19 protein-coding genes and 1 tRNA gene are annotated in these 20,530 nt (G+C 66.5%); 12 read left to right on the top strand and 8 right to left on the bottom strand.

Features of this window, described 5'->3' with window-relative positions:
• The first annotated feature begins 31 nt into the window (after positions 1-31).
• The 3 genes from pdhA to AWC31_RS07565 are packed head-to-tail and all read left to right on the top strand — an operon-like array spanning position 32 to position 3,379.
• Positions 32-1,120 (top strand): pyruvate dehydrogenase (acetyl-transferring) E1 component subunit alpha, encoded by a 1,089-nt coding sequence (gene pdhA / locus AWC31_RS07575; protein WP_085143683.1) that lies wholly within the window; start codon positions 32-34, stop codon positions 1,118-1,120.
• A 1-nt stretch (position 1,121) separates the two neighbouring features.
• Complete coding sequence (locus tag AWC31_RS07570; RefSeq protein WP_085143682.1) at positions 1,122-2,180, top strand: alpha-ketoacid dehydrogenase subunit beta; 1,059 nt, start codon at positions 1,122-1,124, stop codon at positions 2,178-2,180.
• Positions 2,177-3,379: a dihydrolipoamide acetyltransferase family protein gene (locus tag AWC31_RS07565; RefSeq protein ID WP_085143681.1), complete on the top strand. Its 1,203-nt coding sequence runs from the start codon at positions 2,177-2,179 to the stop codon at positions 3,377-3,379. The genes AWC31_RS07570 and AWC31_RS07565 overlap by 4 nt, the downstream gene beginning before the upstream one ends.
• An 8-nt stretch (positions 3,380-3,387) precedes the next feature.
• Here AWC31_RS07565 and AWC31_RS07560 read toward each other — a convergent pair whose 3' ends face one another.
• Complete coding sequence (locus tag AWC31_RS07560; RefSeq protein WP_085143680.1) at positions 3,388-4,140, bottom strand: enoyl-CoA hydratase; 753 nt, start codon at positions 4,138-4,140, stop codon at positions 3,388-3,390.
• A gap of 10 nt (positions 4,141-4,150) precedes the next feature.
• Positions 4,151-4,759, bottom strand: coding sequence for a class I SAM-dependent methyltransferase (locus AWC31_RS07555; RefSeq protein ID WP_085143679.1), 609 nt, complete (start codon positions 4,757-4,759; stop codon positions 4,151-4,153).
• A gap of 94 nt (positions 4,760-4,853) precedes the next feature.
• Here AWC31_RS07555 and AWC31_RS07550 point away from each other — a divergent pair, with 94 nt between their 5' ends.
• A complete protein-coding gene (locus AWC31_RS07550) occupies positions 4,854-5,237 on the top strand; it encodes a hypothetical protein (protein WP_085143678.1) in 384 nt (127 codons plus the stop codon).
• 66 nt (positions 5,238-5,303) lie between these two features.
• Here the strand turns inward: AWC31_RS07550 and AWC31_RS07545 are convergent, their stop codons facing one another.
• Positions 5,304-5,957: a hypothetical protein gene (locus tag AWC31_RS07545; RefSeq protein ID WP_085143677.1), complete on the bottom strand. Its 654-nt coding sequence runs from the start codon at positions 5,955-5,957 to the stop codon at positions 5,304-5,306.
• A 9-nt stretch (positions 5,958-5,966) separates the two neighbouring features.
• Positions 5,967-6,656: an MspA family porin gene (locus AWC31_RS07540; RefSeq protein WP_085143676.1), complete on the bottom strand. Its 690-nt coding sequence runs from the start codon at positions 6,654-6,656 to the stop codon at positions 5,967-5,969.
• Between AWC31_RS07540 and AWC31_RS37110 the strand changes: the two genes are divergently transcribed.
• Positions 6,607-7,008 (top strand): hypothetical protein, encoded by a 402-nt coding sequence (locus AWC31_RS37110; protein ID WP_165765927.1) that lies wholly within the window; start codon positions 6,607-6,609, stop codon positions 7,006-7,008. The genes AWC31_RS07540 and AWC31_RS37110 overlap by 50 nt on opposite strands.
• Here AWC31_RS37110 and AWC31_RS07535 read toward each other — a convergent pair.
• Positions 6,981-7,679, bottom strand: coding sequence for an MspA family porin (locus tag AWC31_RS07535; protein ID WP_085143675.1), 699 nt, complete (start codon positions 7,677-7,679; stop codon positions 6,981-6,983). The genes AWC31_RS37110 and AWC31_RS07535 overlap by 28 nt on opposite strands.
• Positions 7,680-8,058: 379 nt before the next feature.
• Here AWC31_RS07535 and AWC31_RS07530 point away from each other — a divergent pair, with 379 nt between their 5' ends.
• On the top strand, positions 8,059-8,667 hold the full coding sequence (locus AWC31_RS07530) for an Rv2240c family protein (protein ID WP_234816761.1): 609 nt from the start codon (positions 8,059-8,061) through the stop codon (positions 8,665-8,667).
• A complete protein-coding gene (locus AWC31_RS07525; protein ID WP_234816760.1) occupies positions 8,627-9,346 on the top strand; it encodes a sensor domain-containing protein in 720 nt (239 codons plus the stop codon). The genes AWC31_RS07530 and AWC31_RS07525 overlap by 41 nt, the downstream gene beginning before the upstream one ends.
• A gap of 88 nt (positions 9,347-9,434) precedes the next feature.
• Here the strand turns inward: AWC31_RS07525 and AWC31_RS07520 are convergent, their stop codons facing one another.
• From AWC31_RS07520 to AWC31_RS07510, 3 genes are all read right to left on the bottom strand, one after another.
• Positions 9,435-9,920 (bottom strand): DinB family protein, encoded by a 486-nt coding sequence (locus tag AWC31_RS07520; protein WP_085143673.1) that lies wholly within the window; start codon positions 9,918-9,920, stop codon positions 9,435-9,437.
• Between the two features lie 39 nt (positions 9,921-9,959).
• Positions 9,960-11,495 carry an amino acid adenylation domain-containing protein gene (locus tag AWC31_RS07515; protein ID WP_165765928.1) on the bottom strand — a complete coding sequence of 512 codons (1,536 nt, stop codon included), beginning with the start codon at positions 11,493-11,495 and terminating at the stop codon, positions 9,960-9,962.
• Positions 11,496-12,110: 615 nt separating this feature from the next.
• Positions 12,111-12,183, bottom strand: a tRNA-Arg gene (locus AWC31_RS07510).
• Positions 12,184-12,320: 137 nt separating this feature from the next.
• Between AWC31_RS07510 and AWC31_RS07505 the strand changes: the two genes are divergently transcribed.
• The 5 genes from AWC31_RS07505 to AWC31_RS07485 all read left to right on the top strand — a co-directional run bounded on the left by AWC31_RS07505 (position 12,321) and on the right by AWC31_RS07485 (position 20,418).
• Positions 12,321-13,784 carry a wax ester/triacylglycerol synthase family O-acyltransferase gene (locus AWC31_RS07505; RefSeq protein WP_085143671.1) on the top strand — a complete coding sequence of 488 codons (1,464 nt, stop codon included), beginning with the start codon at positions 12,321-12,323 and terminating at the stop codon, positions 13,782-13,784.
• Positions 13,785-13,816: 32 nt separating this feature from the next.
• A complete protein-coding gene (locus AWC31_RS07500) occupies positions 13,817-15,367 on the top strand; it encodes an HAD-IB family hydrolase/lysophospholipid acyltransferase family protein (RefSeq protein ID WP_085143670.1) in 1,551 nt (516 codons plus the stop codon).
• Positions 15,364-17,712: a glycerol-3-phosphate 1-O-acyltransferase gene (locus AWC31_RS07495; RefSeq protein ID WP_085143669.1), complete on the top strand. Its 2,349-nt coding sequence runs from the start codon at positions 15,364-15,366 to the stop codon at positions 17,710-17,712. The genes AWC31_RS07500 and AWC31_RS07495 overlap by 4 nt, the downstream gene beginning before the upstream one ends.
• A gap of 47 nt (positions 17,713-17,759) precedes the next feature.
• Positions 17,760-19,769, top strand: coding sequence for a bifunctional copper resistance protein CopD/cytochrome c oxidase assembly protein (locus AWC31_RS07490; RefSeq protein WP_085143668.1), 2,010 nt, complete (start codon positions 17,760-17,762; stop codon positions 19,767-19,769).
• Between the two features lie 187 nt (positions 19,770-19,956).
• Entirely contained in the window at positions 19,957-20,418 is a 462-nt protein-coding gene (locus AWC31_RS07485) for a single-stranded DNA-binding protein (RefSeq protein WP_085143667.1), read from the top strand.
• Positions 20,419-20,530: the final 112 nt, after the last annotated feature.

Genomic DNA, 20,530 nt, shown 5'->3' with positions numbered 1-20,530 from the left:
CGCAACATGCCGTCACCGACAAGGAGGCGGTATGGCCATCGGTGTTGAGCCTGTTGAGCTCGAGCTGGATCCGGTGCGGCTTGTCGATGCCGACGGATCACCCACCACGGAAACTCGCTACAGCCGCGAGCTACCTCCCGAAACTCTCGCGTGGCTCTACGAGTCGATGGTCGTCACGCGCGACCTCGACACCGAGTTCGTCAACCTGCAACGCCAGGGTGAGCTCGCGCTGTTCGCGTCGTGCCGAGGGCAGGAGGCTGCCCAGATCGGTGCGGCAGCATGTCTGCGCAAAACCGATTGGCTGTTTCCGCAATACCGCGAGATCGGCGCGTTCCTCCTGCGCGGCATCACCCCGGGCCAGATGGGCGCGGTGTGGCGCGGCAAATGGCACGGCGGCCTCGAGTTCACCAGCAAGTGCGTCGCGCCCATCGCCATTCCCATCGGGACCCACGGGCTGCACGCGGTCGGCGCGGCGATGGCCGCGCAACGGCTCGGTGAGGATTCCGTGACGGTCGCCTTCCTCGGTGACGGGGCCACCAGCGAGGGTGACGCCCATGAGGCGCTGAATCTCGCATCGGTCTTCGGCGCGCCGTGCGTGTTCTTCGTGCAGAACAACCAGTGGGCCATCTCGGTGCCCGTCAGTCGACAACAAGCCGGACCTTCGATCGCGCACCGCGCCATCGGGTACGGCATGCCCGGCATCCGGGTCGACGGTAACGACGTACTGGCCTGCTATGCCGTGATGGCCGAGGCCGCCGAGCGAGCCCGCCACGGCGGCGGGCCGACCCTGATCGAGGCGATCACCTACCGGATGGGACCGCACACCACGTCCGACGATCCGACCCGGTACCGCTCGACCGACGAGGTCGACGAGTGGCGAGCCCGCGATCCGATAGCGAGGTACCGAACGTATCTGGAGTCAGTCGGTGTCTGGTCGGAGCGACTGCAGGAGCGGGTGGCGGCGCGATCGGTGCGGCTGTGCGCGGAGCTGCGGGAGGCAATCGCCGGAGCGCCCGACTTCGACCCCGCCGAGATGTTCGACAGCGTCTACGCCGAGATCACCCCGGATCTGGCGCGGCAACGCGATCAGCTGGTCGCGGAACTGGCGAAGGAGGCATGACATGACCCAGATCATCGACCGGCCTGCCGCTCAAGGTGATTCGCCCGAGCCATGGGGTCCGATCCTGACGCAGGTGCCGGTTGCGACCGAGCTGACAATGGTGCAGGCGATCAACCAGGCCCTGCACGACGCGATGGCCGCCGACGACCGCGTGCTGGTGTTCGGTGAGGATGTCGCCACGCTCGGCGGGGTCTTCCGGGTCACCGACGGCCTCACCGAAACCTTCGGCATCGAACGGTGTTTCGACACTCCGCTGGCGGAGTCGGCGATCATCGGGATCGCGGTCGGATTCGCGATACGGGGCTTCGTTCCCGTTCCCGAGATCCAGTTCGACGGGTTCAGCTACCCGGCGTTCGACCAGATCGCCAGCCATCTGGCCAAGTACCGCATGCGAACCCACGGCGATGTCGACATGCCGGTGACCGTGCGAATCCCGTCGTTCGGCGGGATCGGTGCGGTCGAACATCACTCCGAATCCACCGAAAGTTATTGGCTGCACACCGCGGGTCTCAAAGTTGTGGTGCCCTCGACGCCGAGCGACGCGTACTGGCTGCTGCGACAGTCGATCACCAGCCCGGACCCGGTGATGTTCCTGGAGCCCAAGCGTCGCTACTGGGCCAAGGAACCCGTCGACACCGATACGCCGGGTCTGCCGATCGGGCGGGCAGCGGTGCGGCGCACCGGCACCGATGTCACGGTGCTCACCTACGGCGGGCTGGTCGCGACTGCGCTCAACGCGGCGGAGCTGGCCGCCGAACGTGGCTGGCGTATGGAGGTCGTCGACCTGCGCTCGCTCAACCCGCTCGATTTCGACACGGTCGCCGATTCGATTCGTCGCACCGGCCGCGCCGTCGTGATGCACGAAGGCCCGCGGACGCTGGGCTTCGGCGCCGAACTGGCCGCACGGATATCTGAGGAGCTGTTCTACGATCTGGAAGCTCCGGTGTTGCGCGCCACCGGTTTTGACACTCCGTATCCGCCGGCCAGGCTGGAGAAAGTGTGGCTACCCGGCGTCGACCGGCTCCTCGACTGTGTCGAGCGCGCCATGGGGCAGCCGTGAGCGCCAAGGAGTTCCTGGTTCCCGACCTCGGCGAGGGACTCCAGGACGCCACCATCACGAGCTGGAACGTGGCGGTCGGTGACACCGTCGAGCTGAACCAGACGCTGTGCACGGTGGAGACCAACAAGGCCGAGGTCGAGATTCCGAGCCCATACGCCGGGCAGGTACTCGAACTCGGTGGTGCGGCCGGCGAGACGCTCGCCGTCGGCTCGCTGCTGGTGCGCATCGGCACCGTTGAAAGCTCGGCAAGCCCGGTACCTGCGGCCACGAATGGCACTGGCGCGCACCGCAAACCGGTGCTCGTCGGCTACGGCACCGACGACGCCATGGACGTCAGCCGCCGTGCGACGGCGCCGTCCACGCCACCGACCGTGCGTGCCAGGGCCAAGCCACCGGTGCGTAAACTGGCCGCCGAACTGCATGTCGACCTGGATGCCCTGAGCCCGGGATCCGGTCCAGAAGGCATCGTCACACGCGATGATGTGCTCGCCGCCGCAGGCAGCTCGGAACTGCGTACTGTCGGTGGGGTGCAGGCGGAGATGGCGCGCCGAATGGCGTTGTCCCGGCACGAGATTCCTGACGCCCATGCCCGGATCGACGTGGACGGCGCGGCGCTGCTGCGGCTCCGGGATTCGATCCGTGCCGCTGATGCCGAGTTGCCGGTCACGCCGTTTGTGCTCACGCTGAGGTTGCTCACCATCGCGCTGCGCCATCATCCGATCTTGAACTCGACCTGGGTGGAGACCACCGGTGGCCCGCAGATTCATCAGCACCCCTCGGTGCACCTCGGGTTCGGCGTGGCCGCGCCGCGCGGCCTGCTGGTACCCGTCGTGCGGGACGCGGACCGCCTCACCACGCGGAAGCTCGCCGGCGTCGTCGCGCGACTGGTGGAGGGCGCCCGGGCCGGCACGCTCAAACCGCCCGAGCTGACCGGATCGACCTTCACGGTCTCGAACTTCGGCGCGCTGGGAATGGACGACGGGGTGCCGGTGATCAACTACCCGGAGGCCGCGATCCTCGGAATGGGGTCGCTGAAACCGCGGCCGGTCGTCATCGACGGGGCGGTGGTTGCGCGGCCGACGATGTCATTGACCTGTGCGTTCGACCATCGCATCGCAGATGGCGCGCGGGTGGGTGCGTTCTTGCGCGAGTTGCGGCAGTTGATCGAAGAACCGGAACTGGCGCTGCTCGAGCTGTAGTTGAGGTGCTACTTGCGTTTGGCGGCGGCCAAACGCTGTGCGAACTCAGGCGATTCGATCGACCGTGCCTGCGGGCCGAGTTCGGTGTCCACGGCGATGCGGTGCTGATCCGAATCGACGACGCCGGGATTCGCGGTGGCCCGCATCGACGCCTTGGTGGCCAGTACCACCTCGCGTGGCGCACCGGCCGGCCCGGCGGCGAGTTCACGTGCGGCGGCCACCGGATCGTCGGCGACGCTGAGCGCGAGGCCGTGGCGCACCGCCGCTTCGGCATCGAATCGCATGCCGAACAGCAGCGACGCCCGGGCCACCTGGGGACCCACCGCGCGCTGCAGCATCCACGTCGCGCCACCGCCGGGATGGATGCCGAGCTTCTGGAACCGTGGATCGAACAACGCGGCCGGCCCGGCGATACGCACATCGGCGGCCAGCGCGAGGTTCAGGCCGGCCCCGACCGCCGGGCCGTTGACCGCCGCGATCGTCGGCAACGAACAGTGGGCAACGGCAAGGAAGCCGTCGTAGATCTTGCGCAAACCCTCCTCGGTCGCCGCACCGAGCGCCGTGAGGTCCGCGCCCGCGCAGAACGCTTTGCCTGCGCCGGTGACGATGACTGCATGTACACCCGAATTGGCTTCCGCTTCCTGCACCGCGGCGCGCAATGCGGCCGACATCTCGAACGTCACGGCGTTGCGGCGGTCGGGATCGTTGACAGTGAGCACTGCGACACGGTCGACAAGATCGACCAAAACGGATTCTGACACGGCACTGAGCCTAGTTCCCGTTGCGCCACCGCAGTAGGTAGCGGTAGTACAGGGCACGCCGAATCGTGGCTCCCGGCAGAATCGCGTCGGCGGCACGGCGGATCTCGTCGAGGCTCTCCGCGGGCTCGGCGACGGTCACGCCGATGTCCCTCGTCTCGCGATGCCACCACGAACCCGCCCGGGCCGCCGGCAGGCACAACGCCGACCACAGCCAGTCCCGAACCGTCTTGTTGGCCGACAACCCCACCACTGCGATCTCACCCGACGGAGTCAGCAACCCGCGCGCCTTCGTGAGCGCACCGCGCAGATCCATGTGGTGCAGGCTTGCCACCATCGTGATGAGGTCGAACCGGCGTGGCCCGGGATCGAAGTCAGCGAAACCGGCTTGGGTGACGGTCGTGTGGGGGTGGTCGGCAAGTCGGCGCCACGCGCGTTGCAGCGCCGCGGGTTCCGGGTCGATCGCGGTCACCGAGCGCGACACCGGAGCCAACCGCTGTGCCAACAGGCCGTCGCCGCAACCGACGTCGAGAACGTCACCGCGCCGCTGCGCGGCGATCTTCACCAGCCACGGGTGATAGGCGGCGTTGTGATTCCAGTACGTGTCGCTCGGTGGTGTCACCCCTCCGACTGTGCCATCAACCACGGGTGAGATTTCACCTGGCCGTCAGCTGCCGCCGGACACATCGCGTATACCGTTGGGGGACAATGTCTTTATGCTGGATACCCGTCCCGACCAGGATGCGCCGGAGCGGACGCCATGGCACGAGTCGGACTGGGCCATGGTTGTCGCGGGCATCGGTGGTCTGCTGGTGATCGGCGCGCTCGCATTCGCCGTCTTCATGACATCGCACCAGTCGACGCTGCCGGTGCCGCCGCACGAAACGACGACGTCCACGCTGACCACAGCGTCGACGACACGACACATCCTGACCTCGTCGACGACACGTCCGACTCCCGTGACCACCAGCGAGCTCACCCAACCGGCGATCGTGCCGCCCGCACCGGAAGAGCCGCCGGCAAGCACGTCCGAGCCCGCGACCACCACGATGACGAACCCCTACGCGACGACGACCGTCGCGAATGCGGGGGCCGTGTGAGGACGCACGGCGGTCCGGCCGGCTCCTGCAACCAATGCCTGGTCACAGGAGCGGCCGGTTGGCCGGTCACGGGATGGGCGGCGGCGCCTGCGGTGCCGCCGGGTCGGCGGGCGGCGCGGGCTCGGGCAGGTATTGCACGAGGCCCGGTGGGACGTTGGTTCCCGGCGGTGGTGCCGTGCCGGGCAGGGGCTGACCGAGCTGCTCCTTGGGAAGCTGGCCGAGCAGCGAACCCCGGAGGTTGCCGTTCTTGTACAGCTCGTGCAACTGCTTGATGTAGTCGATCCCGGAGATGTCGGCGTTTTCCTGTCCGGGTGCCACGCCCACCACCGACCCCTGGCCGGGGGCCGAGGGTACTTCGTTCTGCGGCAGCACGTAGCCGTTGTTGAACGCCCTCAGGTTGGGCGGCGTGCCCGGCGGCCCGCCCGGAGACGCGTTCTGGGCCAGCAGACTCTTGGGGTCGAGGGTCACACCTTCGGGAAGGCCGAGCGGGCCTGCGGTCGGCGTGCCGGTCTGCTCAAGCAGCGCAAGTCCGTTGGGCCCCAACGGAGCACCGATCCCGGGCACTGTCGGGCCGGGCGGGGGCGGTGGTGGCGGTGGCGCGTGAACCGCCGGATTGGCGGGTGCATCCGGGGCCGGTTCGGCGCCGGCGGCCGCCGCTGAGGCGACCGCCGCCCCGAGAGCCAGGATGCCGGCCGCCACGACGCGGTGTGTCGGCTTCACGGGGTTACCTCAGACTGCCTTGGTGATGCCGTAGTACGCGACGACGTCGTCGGTGTCGGTCGTCGAGCTGGTCAGGATCGCGTAGGACCGCAGGAAGGACTGGCCTGCGCAGCCGTCGAGCTTGATGTGGACGTCTTTGATCGTGACGCGCACCGGTGCGGCCTTGAAGGACTTCTTGGTCACCGAAACGTTGTTCACGGTACCGGGCTTGAGGTGGATTTCGAGGGTTCCGGACAGCGGAACGCTCAGTCCGGTCGGGATCAGGCCGCCGAGCGTGGATCCGGAGGTGCTGAGGCCGACCGAGCCGATCAGTCGGACCTGGCCGAGCTCGATACCGCAGCCGATCTGGTAGCCGGTGTCCAATGTTCCGCCGGTAAGGGTGGATTCGCCCGAGCCCGACACACTGCCGGTGAAGGTGGCCGCGACCATGTACTCGCGCGAGGACACGGCGGTGGTCAAAGGCGCGACGGGCAATTGGCTTTCGTTGGATGCCGCGACCGTCAGAGTCCAGCCGTCAGGAGTGGTGACCACGCCCGGCGCCGCGGACGCGACGACGCCATTGTCCGGGGGCGGCGGAGCGTCGGCCACCGGTGCGGCGGGATCCGGTGGCGGAGGTACGGGTTCGGCTGACGCAAGCGGAGCCACCGCGATGGGGGCCAACATGCAGACTGCAGCCAGTTTGGCAAAACGATTCAACATGCGTGAACTTGCGCCTCTCATGGGTCTGAATCCACTGGATCGACGAATTGTCGGAGAAGCCAAGGGATTCAAGGAATCTGTCGCGACGAATCATGAACGGATGGCATTGCGAGACGGTGAACTGTCGGGCAACAGATCGGGCCGCGCGACCGTCCAATGGGCATGCTGGAGCTGTGATGTTCCTGCAAACGCACTGGGGCGGGCGGTAACCAACATGCCCGACCGGATATTCCTGAATATCAATGTATTCAAATACGACCAACAAAAAGCGTGGTCGAACCAGGCAAACCCGGCTCGACCACGCTTTCCGAATCTTGGTGTGTGTCAGACGGCCTTGGTGACACCGAGGTAGGTGATGACGTCGTCGGTGTTCTCGGTCGATGCGGTGAGCGTCGCGTACGAGCGGATGAACGACTGGCCGGCGCACTGGTCGAACTTGATGCGGACACCGGTGATGGTGACGCGGGTGGAATCACCTTTGAAGGTCTTCTTGTCGATGGGGACGATCGTCACGGTGCCCGGCTTGAGGTACACCTTGCCCTGAAGATTGATACCGGTACCGAAACCCACATCGGTGGCCGCGCCGGTGAACGGCACCCTGATGGAGGGGGAAAAGCTTGCGCCCGGGTTGATCTCGGTCTCGTCCGAGACGATTCCGCAGCCGATCTGCTGGCCGGCTTCGAGCGTCCCACCGGTCAGTTTGGTCTTGCCGGAACCGGTGATCGTGCCGGTGAACGTGCCCGCCACCAGGTACTCGCGCGAGGACACCGCGGTGGTCAGCGGCGCCACCGGCAACTGGCTCTCATTGCTGCCCGTGACGGTCACGTGCCAGCCGTCGGGGGTATCGAGGACGCCCGGAGGGGCCGACGGCACTGCGCCGGTGTCCGGCGCGGGCGGTGCCGGTGCGGCGACCGGCGCGGCGGGATCCGGTGGCGGAGGTACGGGTTCGGCTGACGCAAGCGGAGCCACCGCGATCGGGGCTAACATGCAGACTGCAGCCAGGGTGGCAAAACGATTCAACATGCGTGAACTTGCGCCTCTCATGGGGACTGAATCCGCTGGGGCCGACACAACTTCGGAGAAGCCAAGGGATTCAAGGGATCTGTCGCGACGAATCATGAACTGATCGCATTTCGAAACGGTGAACAAAGCGCCAACACATCGCGCCGCATTCCCATCTGGCAGGGTTTTCCGGAAACTGTGAGCTTCCTGGTAATTGCCTGCGCACCAACGTAATACATTCAATTGTGGGGTCTGAGGCCCCGGACATGCAATGGACGGCAGGTTGAGCGGGAGCATTTGCCGGTCGTTCACCTTTGAGACACATGTTGCGCCGACGGTATGGGAGCAATGGCCGGCGATGCCCGATTGCGTGTTGTCAGTTGGATTTTTGGAGGACTAGGTGAGGTCGTCAAACCTGTGTGGGCGAGGTCTGGCGGTGCTCGGTGTCGCACTGGGCATCGGAATCGCAGTGGGGCCAACGGCGTCTGCCGATCCCGACGCGGTCGTTCAGACCGAGGCGGGCGCGGTTGCCCCCGCGCCTGCAGCACCCGCCGCACCGGTGGCTGTTCCGGATCCGACGGCTCCGGCGCCCGATCCGATGGCCGCGGGCCCGGTGCCTGCCGGTGACGCCAGCCCGGCAGCGGTCGCGGCGTGCTCGCTTTTCGCCGAGGCGGTGGACAACGCATCGGTGTTCTACGGGGATTTCGCGGACACGATCGACGGCAGCACCCGTCCGGACTACTCGGACCCGATCGTCAGTACCACCAACGTGAGCGGTCGTACCGCGCTGCGGGAATCGGCTGCGAAGGCGATGAATGCGGCTGGGACACCGGGGTTGTCACCCGATATCGCCGGCCCGATGCGTGCCTGGTCGGTGGACGCGACCAAGCTGTTGCTGAAGATGGGGTTGCGGGGCAGCGGGGACACGCTGAATGTGACGGCCAGCGAACTCAACGACGATGCCCACAATGCCCAGATGGCGTGCGCGCTGGCCGGTACGCATGCCTGAGCGTCGCCTGCTGCGCTGTGTGACCGCCTTCCTGGCCCTGCTGATCACGCTCACCGGGTGCGCGGGACACGGCAACGTCGATGCGGAGCCCACCGTTGTCGGCGACGCCGATCTCAACGGACTGCTACTCAGCACCGATCAGATGAACACCCTGATGGCGACCACCGGGATGACGCCGCATCCGATGGTGACCACGATGGGCGATCACCGCAATCTGCTGCCCAACCTCAATTGCCTTGGGGTATGGCAGGTTAACGAGGCGGCGATTTACGGCGACGGGTGGGACGCGCTGCGTCAGCAGCTGTTGCGTTCACCGGATACCGACAACTGGGACAACCTCGTCGTGCAATCGGTGGTCTCCTACCCGTCCGAGCAGGATGCCCGTGACTTCTATCGGGAGTCGGCCGATCGGTGGTCGAAGTGCGCCGGCCACAACGTCAACATCAATCTCAACGGTCAGCAGTTACCCAAGTGGAGGAGTGGGGCGCTGGCGGAGACCGACACCGAGTTGTCGATGCCGTTCACGCGTGGAACGGGTGTGCAGACGCGGTCATGCCAGCGTGTGTTGGCGGTAGAGGCGAACGTGATCATCGATGTCCAGGCCTGCAAACCCGCGTCGGAAACCGTCACTCAGGCGGCGATGGTCGCGGACACCATCAAGGCGTCGCTGCGCAGGTAGCGCTTTGCAGCCGCCGACCGTGGGGCCTGTGCACACCATCGGGCCAAATTCCGTGCTCCAGGCCCACGCTCGGCGACAAGTGAACGAGTCAACGGCCCGTCGACCCGTCGATGAGCTCCCGCAGGATGTCCATGTGTCCCGCGTGGCGGCCGGTTTCTTCGATCATGTGCGTGAGTGCCCACCGCATGGATGGCGGTTGGCCTTGACGGGTCGGACGCGCGCACGGTGACTCCAGATCGGCGCAGGACTCGATCGCCTCATTGGCCTGGGCGGTAACCCGTTCGTATTCAGCGGTAAGCGACTGCACGGTGCTGTCGGCGGCAGCGTGGAACGTCGCGGGCCAGTCGGCGACCGCCTCGCCCAGGAACGTGAACCGCTCGACGTTGACCAGATGGTTGAGCAGCCCGAGGAGATTCGTCCCGGACGGGACTCCGGGTTGGCGCACGAGCGGTTCGGGCGCGCCCTGCACCTTCGCGATCACGCACTCGCGCAGGTAATCGAGGAATCCGAGTAGAACTTCGCGTTCGCTGCCGCCCGTCGCGGGCGGTGGCATGTCTTTTCGCCGCCGTGCCATGAGACGACAGTAGCCACTCCGCGGCGCACCGCGAACAAGTCATGACACTTGTTGGAACAGCCGCAGTGCCGCGCGGTCGACCTTGCCGTTCATGCTGAGCGGGATACGGTCGAGCACGATGATCTCGTCGGGACGCATCGGCGGATGCAACCGGGTGGTCAAGTACGCACGGAGCTCATCGATGTCGATCCCGTTGTCGCTCTTGGCTTCGACAAAGGCGACGAGGCTTCCCTGGCCGCCGGCGACGGTGGGCGGTTTGTACACCACGACAGCTTCTTCGACGGCCGGATGGTCATGGATGGTGGCCTCGATCTCCGCCGGTTCGATCCGCAGACCGTTGATCTCGATCTGTGAGTCGTACCGCCCCAGCCACACGAAGGTGCCGTCGATACGCCGGCGAACGAGATCTCCGGTGCGGTAGTACCGCGACGCGGGAATTGGATCGAATGGGTTGTGTCCGAACCGTTCCGCTGTCTTGCCCGGCAGATTGCAATAGCCGCGGGCAAGTCCCGCACCGCCGATGAACAGTTCACCGACCTCGCCCGGTGCCACCAGCTCGCCGTCGTCGCCGACGACGTATGCAGTGACATTGTCAAGGGGCGTGCCGATCGGCATCAACGCTTCGTCACGCAGATCGTCCCGCGCTGCGGTGAGATACAGGAGCGAGGTCACGGTCGCTTCGGTCACGCCGTAAGCGGCGACCCACCAGACATTCTCGGCGCCCGGAAGCGACATCCACTCCTCGAACTTGGCGGTGTAGATCTTGTCGCTGCCGACGATCACCAACCGCAGCGTATGGGGTACCGCAATGCCGGTCTGCTGCAGATATGTCGTCCACCGGTGCCATAGCGGCGAGGAGATGTTGAGCACGGTGTAGCCGTCGTCGAGGATGTCCTCGGTGAACTCGCGCATCGACGGTGACCGGTGCGGCGCGTCCACCAGCGTGCACCCCGACACCAGCGGCGGCAGTATCTCCTCGGTGGCCATGTCGAAGGCGGCGGGCGCCATCATCGGCAACCGGTCACCCGGCCGCAGCTCAAGGTGCTTGCGCATCGATGTCGCATGGTTGCTCACCGCGGAGTGTGTGATCAGGACGCCCTTGGGGCGACCGGTCGAGCCTGACGTATAGGCAACGTACGCGAGGTTGTCGGGAGCGACGCCGGCAGCGGGGACCGGGGTCGTAGCGCGTGAAAGTCCTTGCGTGAGATCGGACATCAGCACCGTCGTGCGTTCGCCGGTCAAGCTGCTCGGCAGCGGAATGTCGGACAGGATGCACATCGGATCGCTGTCGTCGATCATGTAGCGCACGCGCTCAACCGGCAACTGCGGATCGAGCAGTAGATACGCGCCGCCTGCCTTCAGTACGGACAGCAGCTGGACCACAGTGGTCAGCGAGTCATGCGCCCAGCAGCCGACCACGGTTTCGGGATGCACTCCGCCGAGTTGAAGCCGGTATGCGATGGCGTCGGTGAGTCGATCGAGTTCGGCGTACGTGTAGGCGGTCTGGCGGCCGATTATCGCGATGACGTCCGGGGTGCGGAGCGTTTGCGCCCTGAACATTGCATGGATCAGCACTGATGTCCTTTGATGCGGAGATTTTGCGCACGGGAAGTCGTGGTGGCGGAACTGCGAATTCTCGCCAAATGGCATCCGCTCGTCCCATACCGGCCCGGCGGTCGAATGCGGAATATGAATTACGGATGGTCCTCGATATTTCGACGTCAAAGGCCGGTGTCGAGGTAAAAGTCAGCTGTCAGGTGCGGACAGCCCGAGAGTGGTTACCGACTCTGCACGCGCGTGCTCCTTGTGCCACACGGAAACTGACAACGCTACCGTAGCTTAGCCGGTGACTTTATGTCGAGTATCGAGGCCATTCGCTACCGCATCTAATTCGCCTTGCTAACGATTGGTCTTTTTGGTGCTTTACAGCAATTCATCAGGCAGCAGAGCGGCGCGTTTCCAGTGCATGAAATGAAAGGGTGCCGGTGCTTCAGCAACAGGTCGGACAATTTCTGTCAGGCTCAACAAAAGGTATATACCGTCAGTCGCGGGCTCGCGCCCCGCGGTCGAAGGTGCGGATTACCGCGGGCGAGACCGGACCGATCCGGCGCCCAACGTTGGCTTGTGTGCGAGATTTCGCCGAAATGTCGCACACAAGCCAACGCTCGCCGGCCAATGCACATGAAAATGCGCCCCCGGCAGGGATCGAACCTGCGACCAACCGCTTAGAAGGCGGCTGCTCTATCCGCTGAGCTACGGAGGCAGCGCCGGATGAGTGTATCGTGCCGGGCCCCGCGCCCCGCCACCTGTGACACCCGGGAAAGCCGACCCGTGACCATCGGTAGCGGACTAGCGTGGACGCTGCACTTGGCGGCCAGGTGAGGGGAGAGGGACCACGCTATGAGCGACGTGCCGGAGCTTGACGCGGCCGGACTGCCCGAGGAGCTGAGTGCAGTCGACCAGCTGCTGCATCGCGGGGAGGCCAACCCCCGGACCCGCTCGGGCATCATGGGCGTCGAGATCCTCGACACCACTCCGGATTGGGAGCGGTTTCGGGATCGCTTCGACATCGCCTCGCGCAAGGTCCTGCGGTTGCGCCAGAAGGTCGTCATGCCGACCCTGCCCACCGCGGCACCGCGATGGGTCGTCGATCCCGACTTCAACCTGGACTATCACGTACGCCGCACGCGCGTACCGGAACCGGGCACCCTGCGCGAGGTCCTCGATCTCGCCGAGGTGGCGATGCAGTCCCCGATGGACATCTCGCGGCCGCTGTGGAGCGCGACTCTCGTCGAAGGCTTGGCTGGTGGACGCGCCGCCACGATCCTGCATCTCAGCCACGCCGTGACCGATGGTGTCGGTGGTGTCGAGATGTTCGCCAGTATCTACGATCTCGAGCGGGATCCCGAACCGAAAGCGCCGCCGCCGCTGCCGATCCCGCAGGATCTGTCTCCCAATGACCTGATGCGGCAAGGCATCAACCGGTTGCCGGGCTCGATCGCGGGCGGTCTGCTCGGCGTGCTCGGAGGCGCGGCCCGTGCCGCCACCCGCGTGGTGCGCGATCCGGTGTCGGCGGTCAGCGGCGTTGTCGATTACGCGATGTCGGGTGCACGGGTGATGGGGCCGGCCGCCGAGCCGTCGCCGCTGTTGCGACGACGCAGCCTCGCGTCGCGCAGCGAAGCGATCGACATTCCGTTCAGCGATCTGCACCGCGCGGCCAAGGCCGCCGGCGGGTCCATCAACGACGCGTATCTGGCCGGCTTGTGCGGTGCGTTGCGGCGCTACCACGACGCCAAGGGCATTCCGGTGCAAACGCTGCCGATGGCGGTGCCGGTGAACCTGCGATCCGAGGACGACGCGGCGGGCGGCAACCGGTTCGCCGGGGTCAACCTGGCGGCGCCGATCGGCATCACCGACCCCGAAACGCGTATCAAGGCCGTGCGATCCCAGATGACCAGTAAGCGGGAAGAGCGGGCCATCGATGTGGTCGGTGCGATCGCACCGGTGCTCAGCCTGCTGCCCGACACGTTCCTGGAGTCGATGGCCGGTTCGGTGGTGAACTCCGACGTGCAGGCCAGCAACGTCCCGGTTTTCGCGGGGGACACCTACATCGCCGGGGCAAAGATCCTGCGGCACTACGGCCTCGGGCCGTTGCCGGGGGTCGCGATGATGGTCGTGCTGATCTCGCGATCGGGCTACATCACGGTCACCGCTCGCTACGACCGGGCCGCCATCACCGACGAACCGTTGTTCGCCCGGTGCCTGCTGGAAGGTTTCGACGAGGTGCTGGCACTGGGCGGCGACGGCCGCGCGACGCCCGCCTCGTTCACCGCCCCCACCACGGACGGGAGTTCCGCGCAGTGAGTTCAGCAGGGACACCGGGCAATTCGAGGCAGATGCGGTTGCCGGGCACATTGGCCGAGATCGAGGCGAGCCCGGAGGGACCCGAGATCGGCGCGTTCTTCGATCTGGACGGCACCCTCGTGGCCGGCTTCACCGGGGTGATCATGACGCGGGATCGGCTGCGGCGCCGGCAGATGGGCGTCGGCGAGTTCATCGGAATGGTCCAGGCCGGGCTCAATCACCAACTGGGTCGCTCTGAGTTCGAAGACCTGATCGGCAAGGGCGCCAGGATGCTGCGCGGCAACTCGCTCAGCGATCTCGACGAACTGGGGGAGCGGCTGTTCGTCCAGCATGTGCAGAGCCGCATCTATCCCGAGATGCGCGCGATGGTGCGTGCGCACATGGAGCGCGGTCACACCGTAGTGCTCAGCTCGTCGGCGTTGACGGTCCAGGTCGAGCCGGTCGCCCGGTTTCTGGGCATCGACAACGTGCTGAGCAACAAGTTCGAGACCGACGACGAGGGCTTGATCACCGGCGAGGTCAAGACGCCGATCATCTGGGGGGCGGGAAAAGCCCATGCCGTACAGAAGTTCGCGGCGGCCAACGGCATCGATCTGGCGAAGAGCTACTTCTACGCCGACGGCGATGAGGACGTCGCGTTGATGTACCTCGTGGGCAATCCGCGTCCCACCAACCCGGCGGGGAAACTGGCCGCCGTTGCCGCCAAACGCGGTTGGCCGGTTCTCCGGTTCACCAGTCGTAGTGGCAGCAGTCCGATAGCGCAATTGCGGACGGTGGCAGGTGTGGCGTCCCTCATGCCCGTGGCGGCGGGTGCGATCGGCTGGGGGCTGCTCAATCGCAATCGACGCAGCGGCGTCAACTTCTTCACCTCGACGTGGAGCCGGGTGCTGCTGGCGGCCACCGGTGTGAACCTCAACGTGCTGGGAGAAGAGAACCTCACGGCGCAGCGGCCCGCGGTGTTCATCTTCAACCACCGCAATCAGGCCGATCCGATCATCGCCGGGACACTGGTGCGCGACAACTTCACCGGGGTCGCCAAGAAGGAACTGTCCAACGATCCCCTGGTGGGCACGCTCGGGCGGGTGATGGATGCCGCGTTCATCGATCGCGAGGATCCGCAGAAGGCCGTCGAGGGTCTGCACAAGGTGGAAGAGCTTGCGCGCAAAGGCTTGTCGATCCTGATCGCCCCGGAGGGCACGCGGCTGGACACCACGGCGGTTGGGCCGTTCAAGAAGGGCCCGTTCCGCATCGCGATGGCCGCGGGCATTCCGATCGTTCCCATCGTGATCCGCAACGCCGAGGTGATCGCCGCCCGCGACTCGAGCACGTTCAACCCCGGCACCGTCGATGTCGCGGTGTACCCGCCGATTCCGGTGGACGACTGGACCGTCGACAATCTGGCCGAACGCATCGACGCCGTCCGGCAGATCTACCTCGACACCCTCAAATCCTGGCCGCACGACGAACTTCCGCAGTTCGACATCTACGCGCGGCCCAAGGCGGCCAAGAAGGCGCCGCGTAAAGCCGCCAAGAAAACGCCGACGAAGGCCGGCCCGAAGCCCACCCCGAAGGGCCGGCCGTGAGCGTCCCCACCGACTATTTCGCGAGCTTCACCACGACCGACGACGCGCTGGTGCTGGCTTCGGTGTCCTCGCAGGCCGAATTGCAACTGCTCAACGACTGGCTCAAAAAGCAGCGGCAGGAGCATCCGGACTCCAAAGTCGAGGTACTGCAACTGCCTGCGGCCGACGAGCCGACGCCGGGCATGCTGGCCCGGCTGGTCGAAGAGCTCGAGGCCGACGAAGACCGGCTCGTTGTCCCCGTGCGCGTGTTCTGGGTGCCCGCCGGGTTGCCCACGCGGCTGAAAGTGGTCGCGTTGATGTCGGGCCGCGACACCTACCGGCCGCCCGAGATCCTGCAGCGCCGGATTCTGCGCAAAGACCCGGCACGAGCCAGGATGGTGGCCGGCGAACCGGCCAAGGTGTCCGAGCTGCGCAAGCAGTGGAGTGAGACGACGGTCGCCGAAAACCCAAGAGAGTTCGCGCATTTCGTGCTTCGTCGGGCTGCGCTGGCGATCGAACGAGTGGAGCTGAGGCTGCTCGGGCCGGAATACAAGTCACCGCGGCTGGTCAAACCCGAGATGCTGGCATCGGCCCGGTTCCGGCAAGGGCTCGAACAGATTCCCGGTGCGACGGTCGAGCAGGCCGGCGAGATGCTCGACGAACTCGCGACCGGATGGAGCCGGTTCTCGGTCGATCTGATCCCGGCGCTGGGCCGCGCGATCTTCAGCCGGGGCTTCGACCCGCGCATCGACTACGACCGCACCGAGATCGAGGCGATGCGCCATGCGCTGGAGTTACATCCGGCGGTGCTGCTGTTCTCGCACCGCTCCTACCTCGACGGCGCGATCGTGCCGGTCGCCATGCAGGAGAACCGGCTGCCGCCGGTGCACACGTTCGCCGGCATCAACCTGTCATTCGGCTTCATGGGCCCGCTGCTGCGGCACTCCGGGGTCATCTTCATCCGCCGCAAGCTCGATGATCCGCTCTACAAATACGTGCTGCGGCAGTACGTCGGCTACATCGTCGAGAAACGGTTCAACCTCAACTGGTCCATCGAGGGCACCCGGTCGCGGACGGGAAAGATGTTGCCGCCCAAGCTCGGACTGCTCGCCTACGTCGCGGACGCCTACCTCGACGGTCGCAGCGACGACATCCTTCTGCAGCCGGTGTCCATCAGCTTCGATCAGCTGCACGAGACCGCCGAATACGCCGCATACGCCCGCGGCGGGGAGAAGACACCCGAAGGCCTCAGCTGGCTCTACAACTTCATCAAGGCCCAAGGTGAACGCAACTACGGCAAGATCTATGTCCGGTTCCCCGAAGCGGTTTCGATGCGCGAGTACCTCGGTGAACCGCACGGCCCGATCGCGCGGGACGCGGCGGCCAAACGCCTGGCCATGCAGAAGATGGCGTTCGAGGTGGCATGGCGGATCCTGCGGGTGACCCCGGTCAACGCCACCGGTCTGGTGTCCGCGTTGCTGCTCGCCACGCGCGGAGTCGCGCTCACGCTGGATCAGCTGCACCACACCCTGCAGGACTCGCTCGACTACCTGGAACGCAAGAACACCCCGATGACCAACAGTGCGCTGCGGCTCCGCACGCCCGACGGGGTGCGTTCGGCGGTCGACGCCTTGTCCAACGGTCACCCGGTGACTTTGGTCGACGGCGGACGTGAACCGGTCTGGCGCATCGCCCCCGAGGACGAACTCGAAGCCGCGTTCTATCGCAACTCGTTGATCCACGCGTTCCTGGAGACGTCGATCGTCGAGCTGGCACTCGCGCACGCCGCGCGCGTCGAAGACGATCCGCTGCAATGCTTCTGGACGCAGGTGATGCGGCTGCGCGACCTGCTGAAGTTCGATTTCTACTTCGCCGACTCGGCCGCGTTCCGCGAGAACGTGGCCGAGGAGATGTCCTGGCATGAGGATTGGGAGTCGCATGTCGCCGCGGGCGGCGAGGAGATCTACCAACTGATGCGCGCCAAGCAGCCGCTCATCGCCGGGGCGATGTTGCGTCCGTTCTTCGAGGCATACGAGATCGTCGCCGATGTGCTGCGCGACGCACCGCCCGAGATCGCCGAGAAGGACCTCACGAAGCTCGCATTGGGGGTCGGCCGCCAGTACGCCGCGCAGGGCCGGGTGCGCAGCAACGAGTCGGTGTCAGCCCTGCTGTTCGCCACCGCGAGGCAGGTCGCCGCCGATCAGGACCTACTCGAGTCCGGTCCGGACCTCAGGGCACGCCGTGCGGCGTTCCGTGACGAGCTGCGCGCCATCCTCGCCGACATGGACCAGGTCGAGCAGATCGCGCGCGAACAGTTCTATGCGAGGGAGGCGGAGCGGCGTCAACTCCGCGGTGAGCCTGCATAGCCCGTGGGCCTTCGGTTGTGGTCTGAGCCACGCCATACCCTGAGAACATGACTTCGCCCGGCCGCGTGGCCTCCGACGTGCGCAACAGCGCGGTGTGGCCTGTGCTCGTCGGAGTCGGCGTGCTGGCCGGAGCCGTCGCGGCCGGTATCGGTGCGTTGTCCCTCGCGGACGCGCTTACCGCCACCGGCTTGCCCAATCCCGGCCCCGTCACCACATACGGCCTGCCGTTCGTGCGGGCGGCCGGCGAGATCGCCGCCGTGGTGGCTGTCGGGTCGTTTCTGTTCGCGGCGTTCCTGGTGCCCCCGCAGACCAACGGCGTGCTCGACGTCGCGGGCTATCGGGCGCTGCGGCTCGGATCCGCGGCATCGGCGGTGTGGACGGTGTGTGCTGCGCTCCTGGTTCCGCTGACGATCTCCGACGTATCCGGCCAGCCGTTCCTCGACCACGTCGGTCCTGTCGAGGTGTGGTCGGCCACGAGCCTGGTCGACATCGCCGGGGCGTGGCGCTGGACGGCCATCCTGGCCGCGGCCGTGACGATCGCCAGCCTGCCGGTCTTGCGCTGGGCATGGACGCCGGTGCTGTTGGCGGCGTCGATGCTCACGTTGGTGCCGCTCGCGCTGACCGGGCACTCGTCGGCGGGCGGTGCCCACGATCTCGCGACCAACAGCTTGTTCGTCCACCTGATGGCCGGCGCGCTGTGGGCCGGCGGCCTGTTGGCCCTGCTGGCGCACGCGCTGCGGGGCGGTGAGCACGCCGATTTGGCTGCGCGGCGGTTCTCGGCCCTCGCCCTGTGGTGCTTCGTCGCGATGGGTGTCAGCGGCGTGCTCAACGCCCTGGTGCGCATGCAGATCGCCGACCTGTTCCGCACGTCCTACGGCTGGCTGATCGTCGGCAAGATCGTCGCCCTCGTCCTGCTGGGAGCTCTGGGCTGGCAGCAGCGGCGCAGCGGGGTGGCCGCGCTGGCGGCCGACCCGACCGCACGCCGCCCGCTCATCCGGTTGGCGCTCACCGAGGCCGTACTGTTCGGCGTGACGTTCGGCATCGCCGTCGGGCTGGGCCGAACACCGCCGCCTCCCGAACGGGCCGAGCCGAGCGCGACGGAGGTCGCGATCGGATACGACTTCTCGGGGCCACCCACGGTCGCGCGAGTGCTGTTCGACTGGCGGTTCGACCTGCTGTTGGGAACCGCGGCGATTATCGGTGCGCTCGTCTACCTGGCCGCGGTGTACCGGCTGCGCCGCCGCGGGGATGCCTGGCCGATCGGGCGGACGGCCGCCTGGCTGTTGGGCTGCGCGGCGTTGTTGTTCACCACGTCGTCGGGCCTCGGCCGATACATGCCCGCGATGTTCAGCATGCACATGATCGCCCACATGCTGCTGTCGATGTTGGTGCCCGTGTTGCTGGTGCTCGGCGCGCCGGTGACGCTCGCGCTGCGGGCGCTTCCGGCGGCAGGCCGCGACGCCCCGCCCGGCCCCCGAGAATGGCTGTTGGCCGCGCTGCACTCCCGGGTGTCGCAGTTCCTGACCCACCCTGTGGTCGCGACGGTGTTGTTCGTCGCCGGGTTCTACGGGTTGTACTTCGGCGGGATCTTCGACGCCGCGGTCAGCAACCACGCGGCGCACGTCATGATGAACGTGCACTTCCTGCTGTCGGGCTACCTGTTCTATTGGGTGGTGATCGGGGTCGACCCGACCCCGCGCCCGATACCGCACATCGGCAAGATCGCGATGGTGTTCGCGTCACTGCCGCTGCACGCGTTCTTCGGCGTGGTCATGATGGGCATGCAGAACGTGCTCGGGGAGTCGTTCTACCGTTCGCTGCAGCTGAGCTGGCACACCGACCTGCTCGCCGATCAGAAACTCGGTGGCGGAATCGCTTGGGCGGCGGGCGAAGTGCCGCTCGTCATCGTGATGCTCGCACTGTTGATCCAGTGGCGGCGCACCGATCAGCGCACCGCCAAACGACTGGACCGGGCCGCCGACCGCGACGACGACGCCGATCTCGCGGCCTACAACGCGATGTTGGCCGAGATGGCCCGTCGCGATCAGAAGCGCTAGGCGCGCGCCCGGTCGATGGCGTCAGGGTCATCCCGGTTATCCCCAACTTGGACTTCATCCACAATCACGCGTTCCCGCCGCCCGCCGGACCCCGCCGATGTCGGGGCGCCGACGGTCAATGACCGGGTAGGACGCGCCCGGATTCCCACCGGGTGCCGTCGCAACCAGGTAGCGAAAGGGAATAGAAATGTTCGAGACACCGTTCACTGTGGTCGGCACCATCGTCACCAATCCGGTTCGGCTGCGCTTCGGCGAGCAGGAGTTGTACAAATTCCGCGTCGCGAGCAATTCGCGCCGACGCACCCCGCAGGGCACATGGGAGCCGGGCAACTCCCTGTATGTGACCGTCAACTGCTGGGGAAACCTGGCCACCGGGGCCAGCGCATCCCTCACGAAGGGCGACGCCGTCGTCGTGGTCGGCCACGTCTACACCAGCGAGTACGAGGACAAGGAAGGCGTGCGGCGGTCATCGGTCGAGGTGCGGGCCACCGCGGTCGGGCCGGATCTGTCGCGGTGCACCGCCAAGGTCTCACCGCTGCCGAAACCGAACGCGGTGGCTGAGCCCGAGCCCGCAGGCACGGCGGACGACGCGGACATCCAGGCCGATACCGAACCCCTGGACGAGGAGGCGCTGCCACTGACGGCTTAGCCGTATCCGGCCACGCCTAGGATGGGCCGCGAGCACGTACGGGCTTGCCGCGACTTTCGCGCGAGCCCCGCTGGACGACCCGATAGCTCCCGATAGCTTCAGAAAGGCACAT

Source organism: Mycolicibacterium wolinskyi, assembly GCF_002101965.1.
GTDB classification, from domain to species: Bacteria; Actinomycetota; Actinomycetes; order Mycobacteriales; family Mycobacteriaceae; genus Mycobacterium; species Mycobacterium wolinskyi.
The sequence above is the reverse complement of the archived record's forward strand: the minus strand, read 5'-3'. Positions and strand labels throughout refer to the sequence as shown.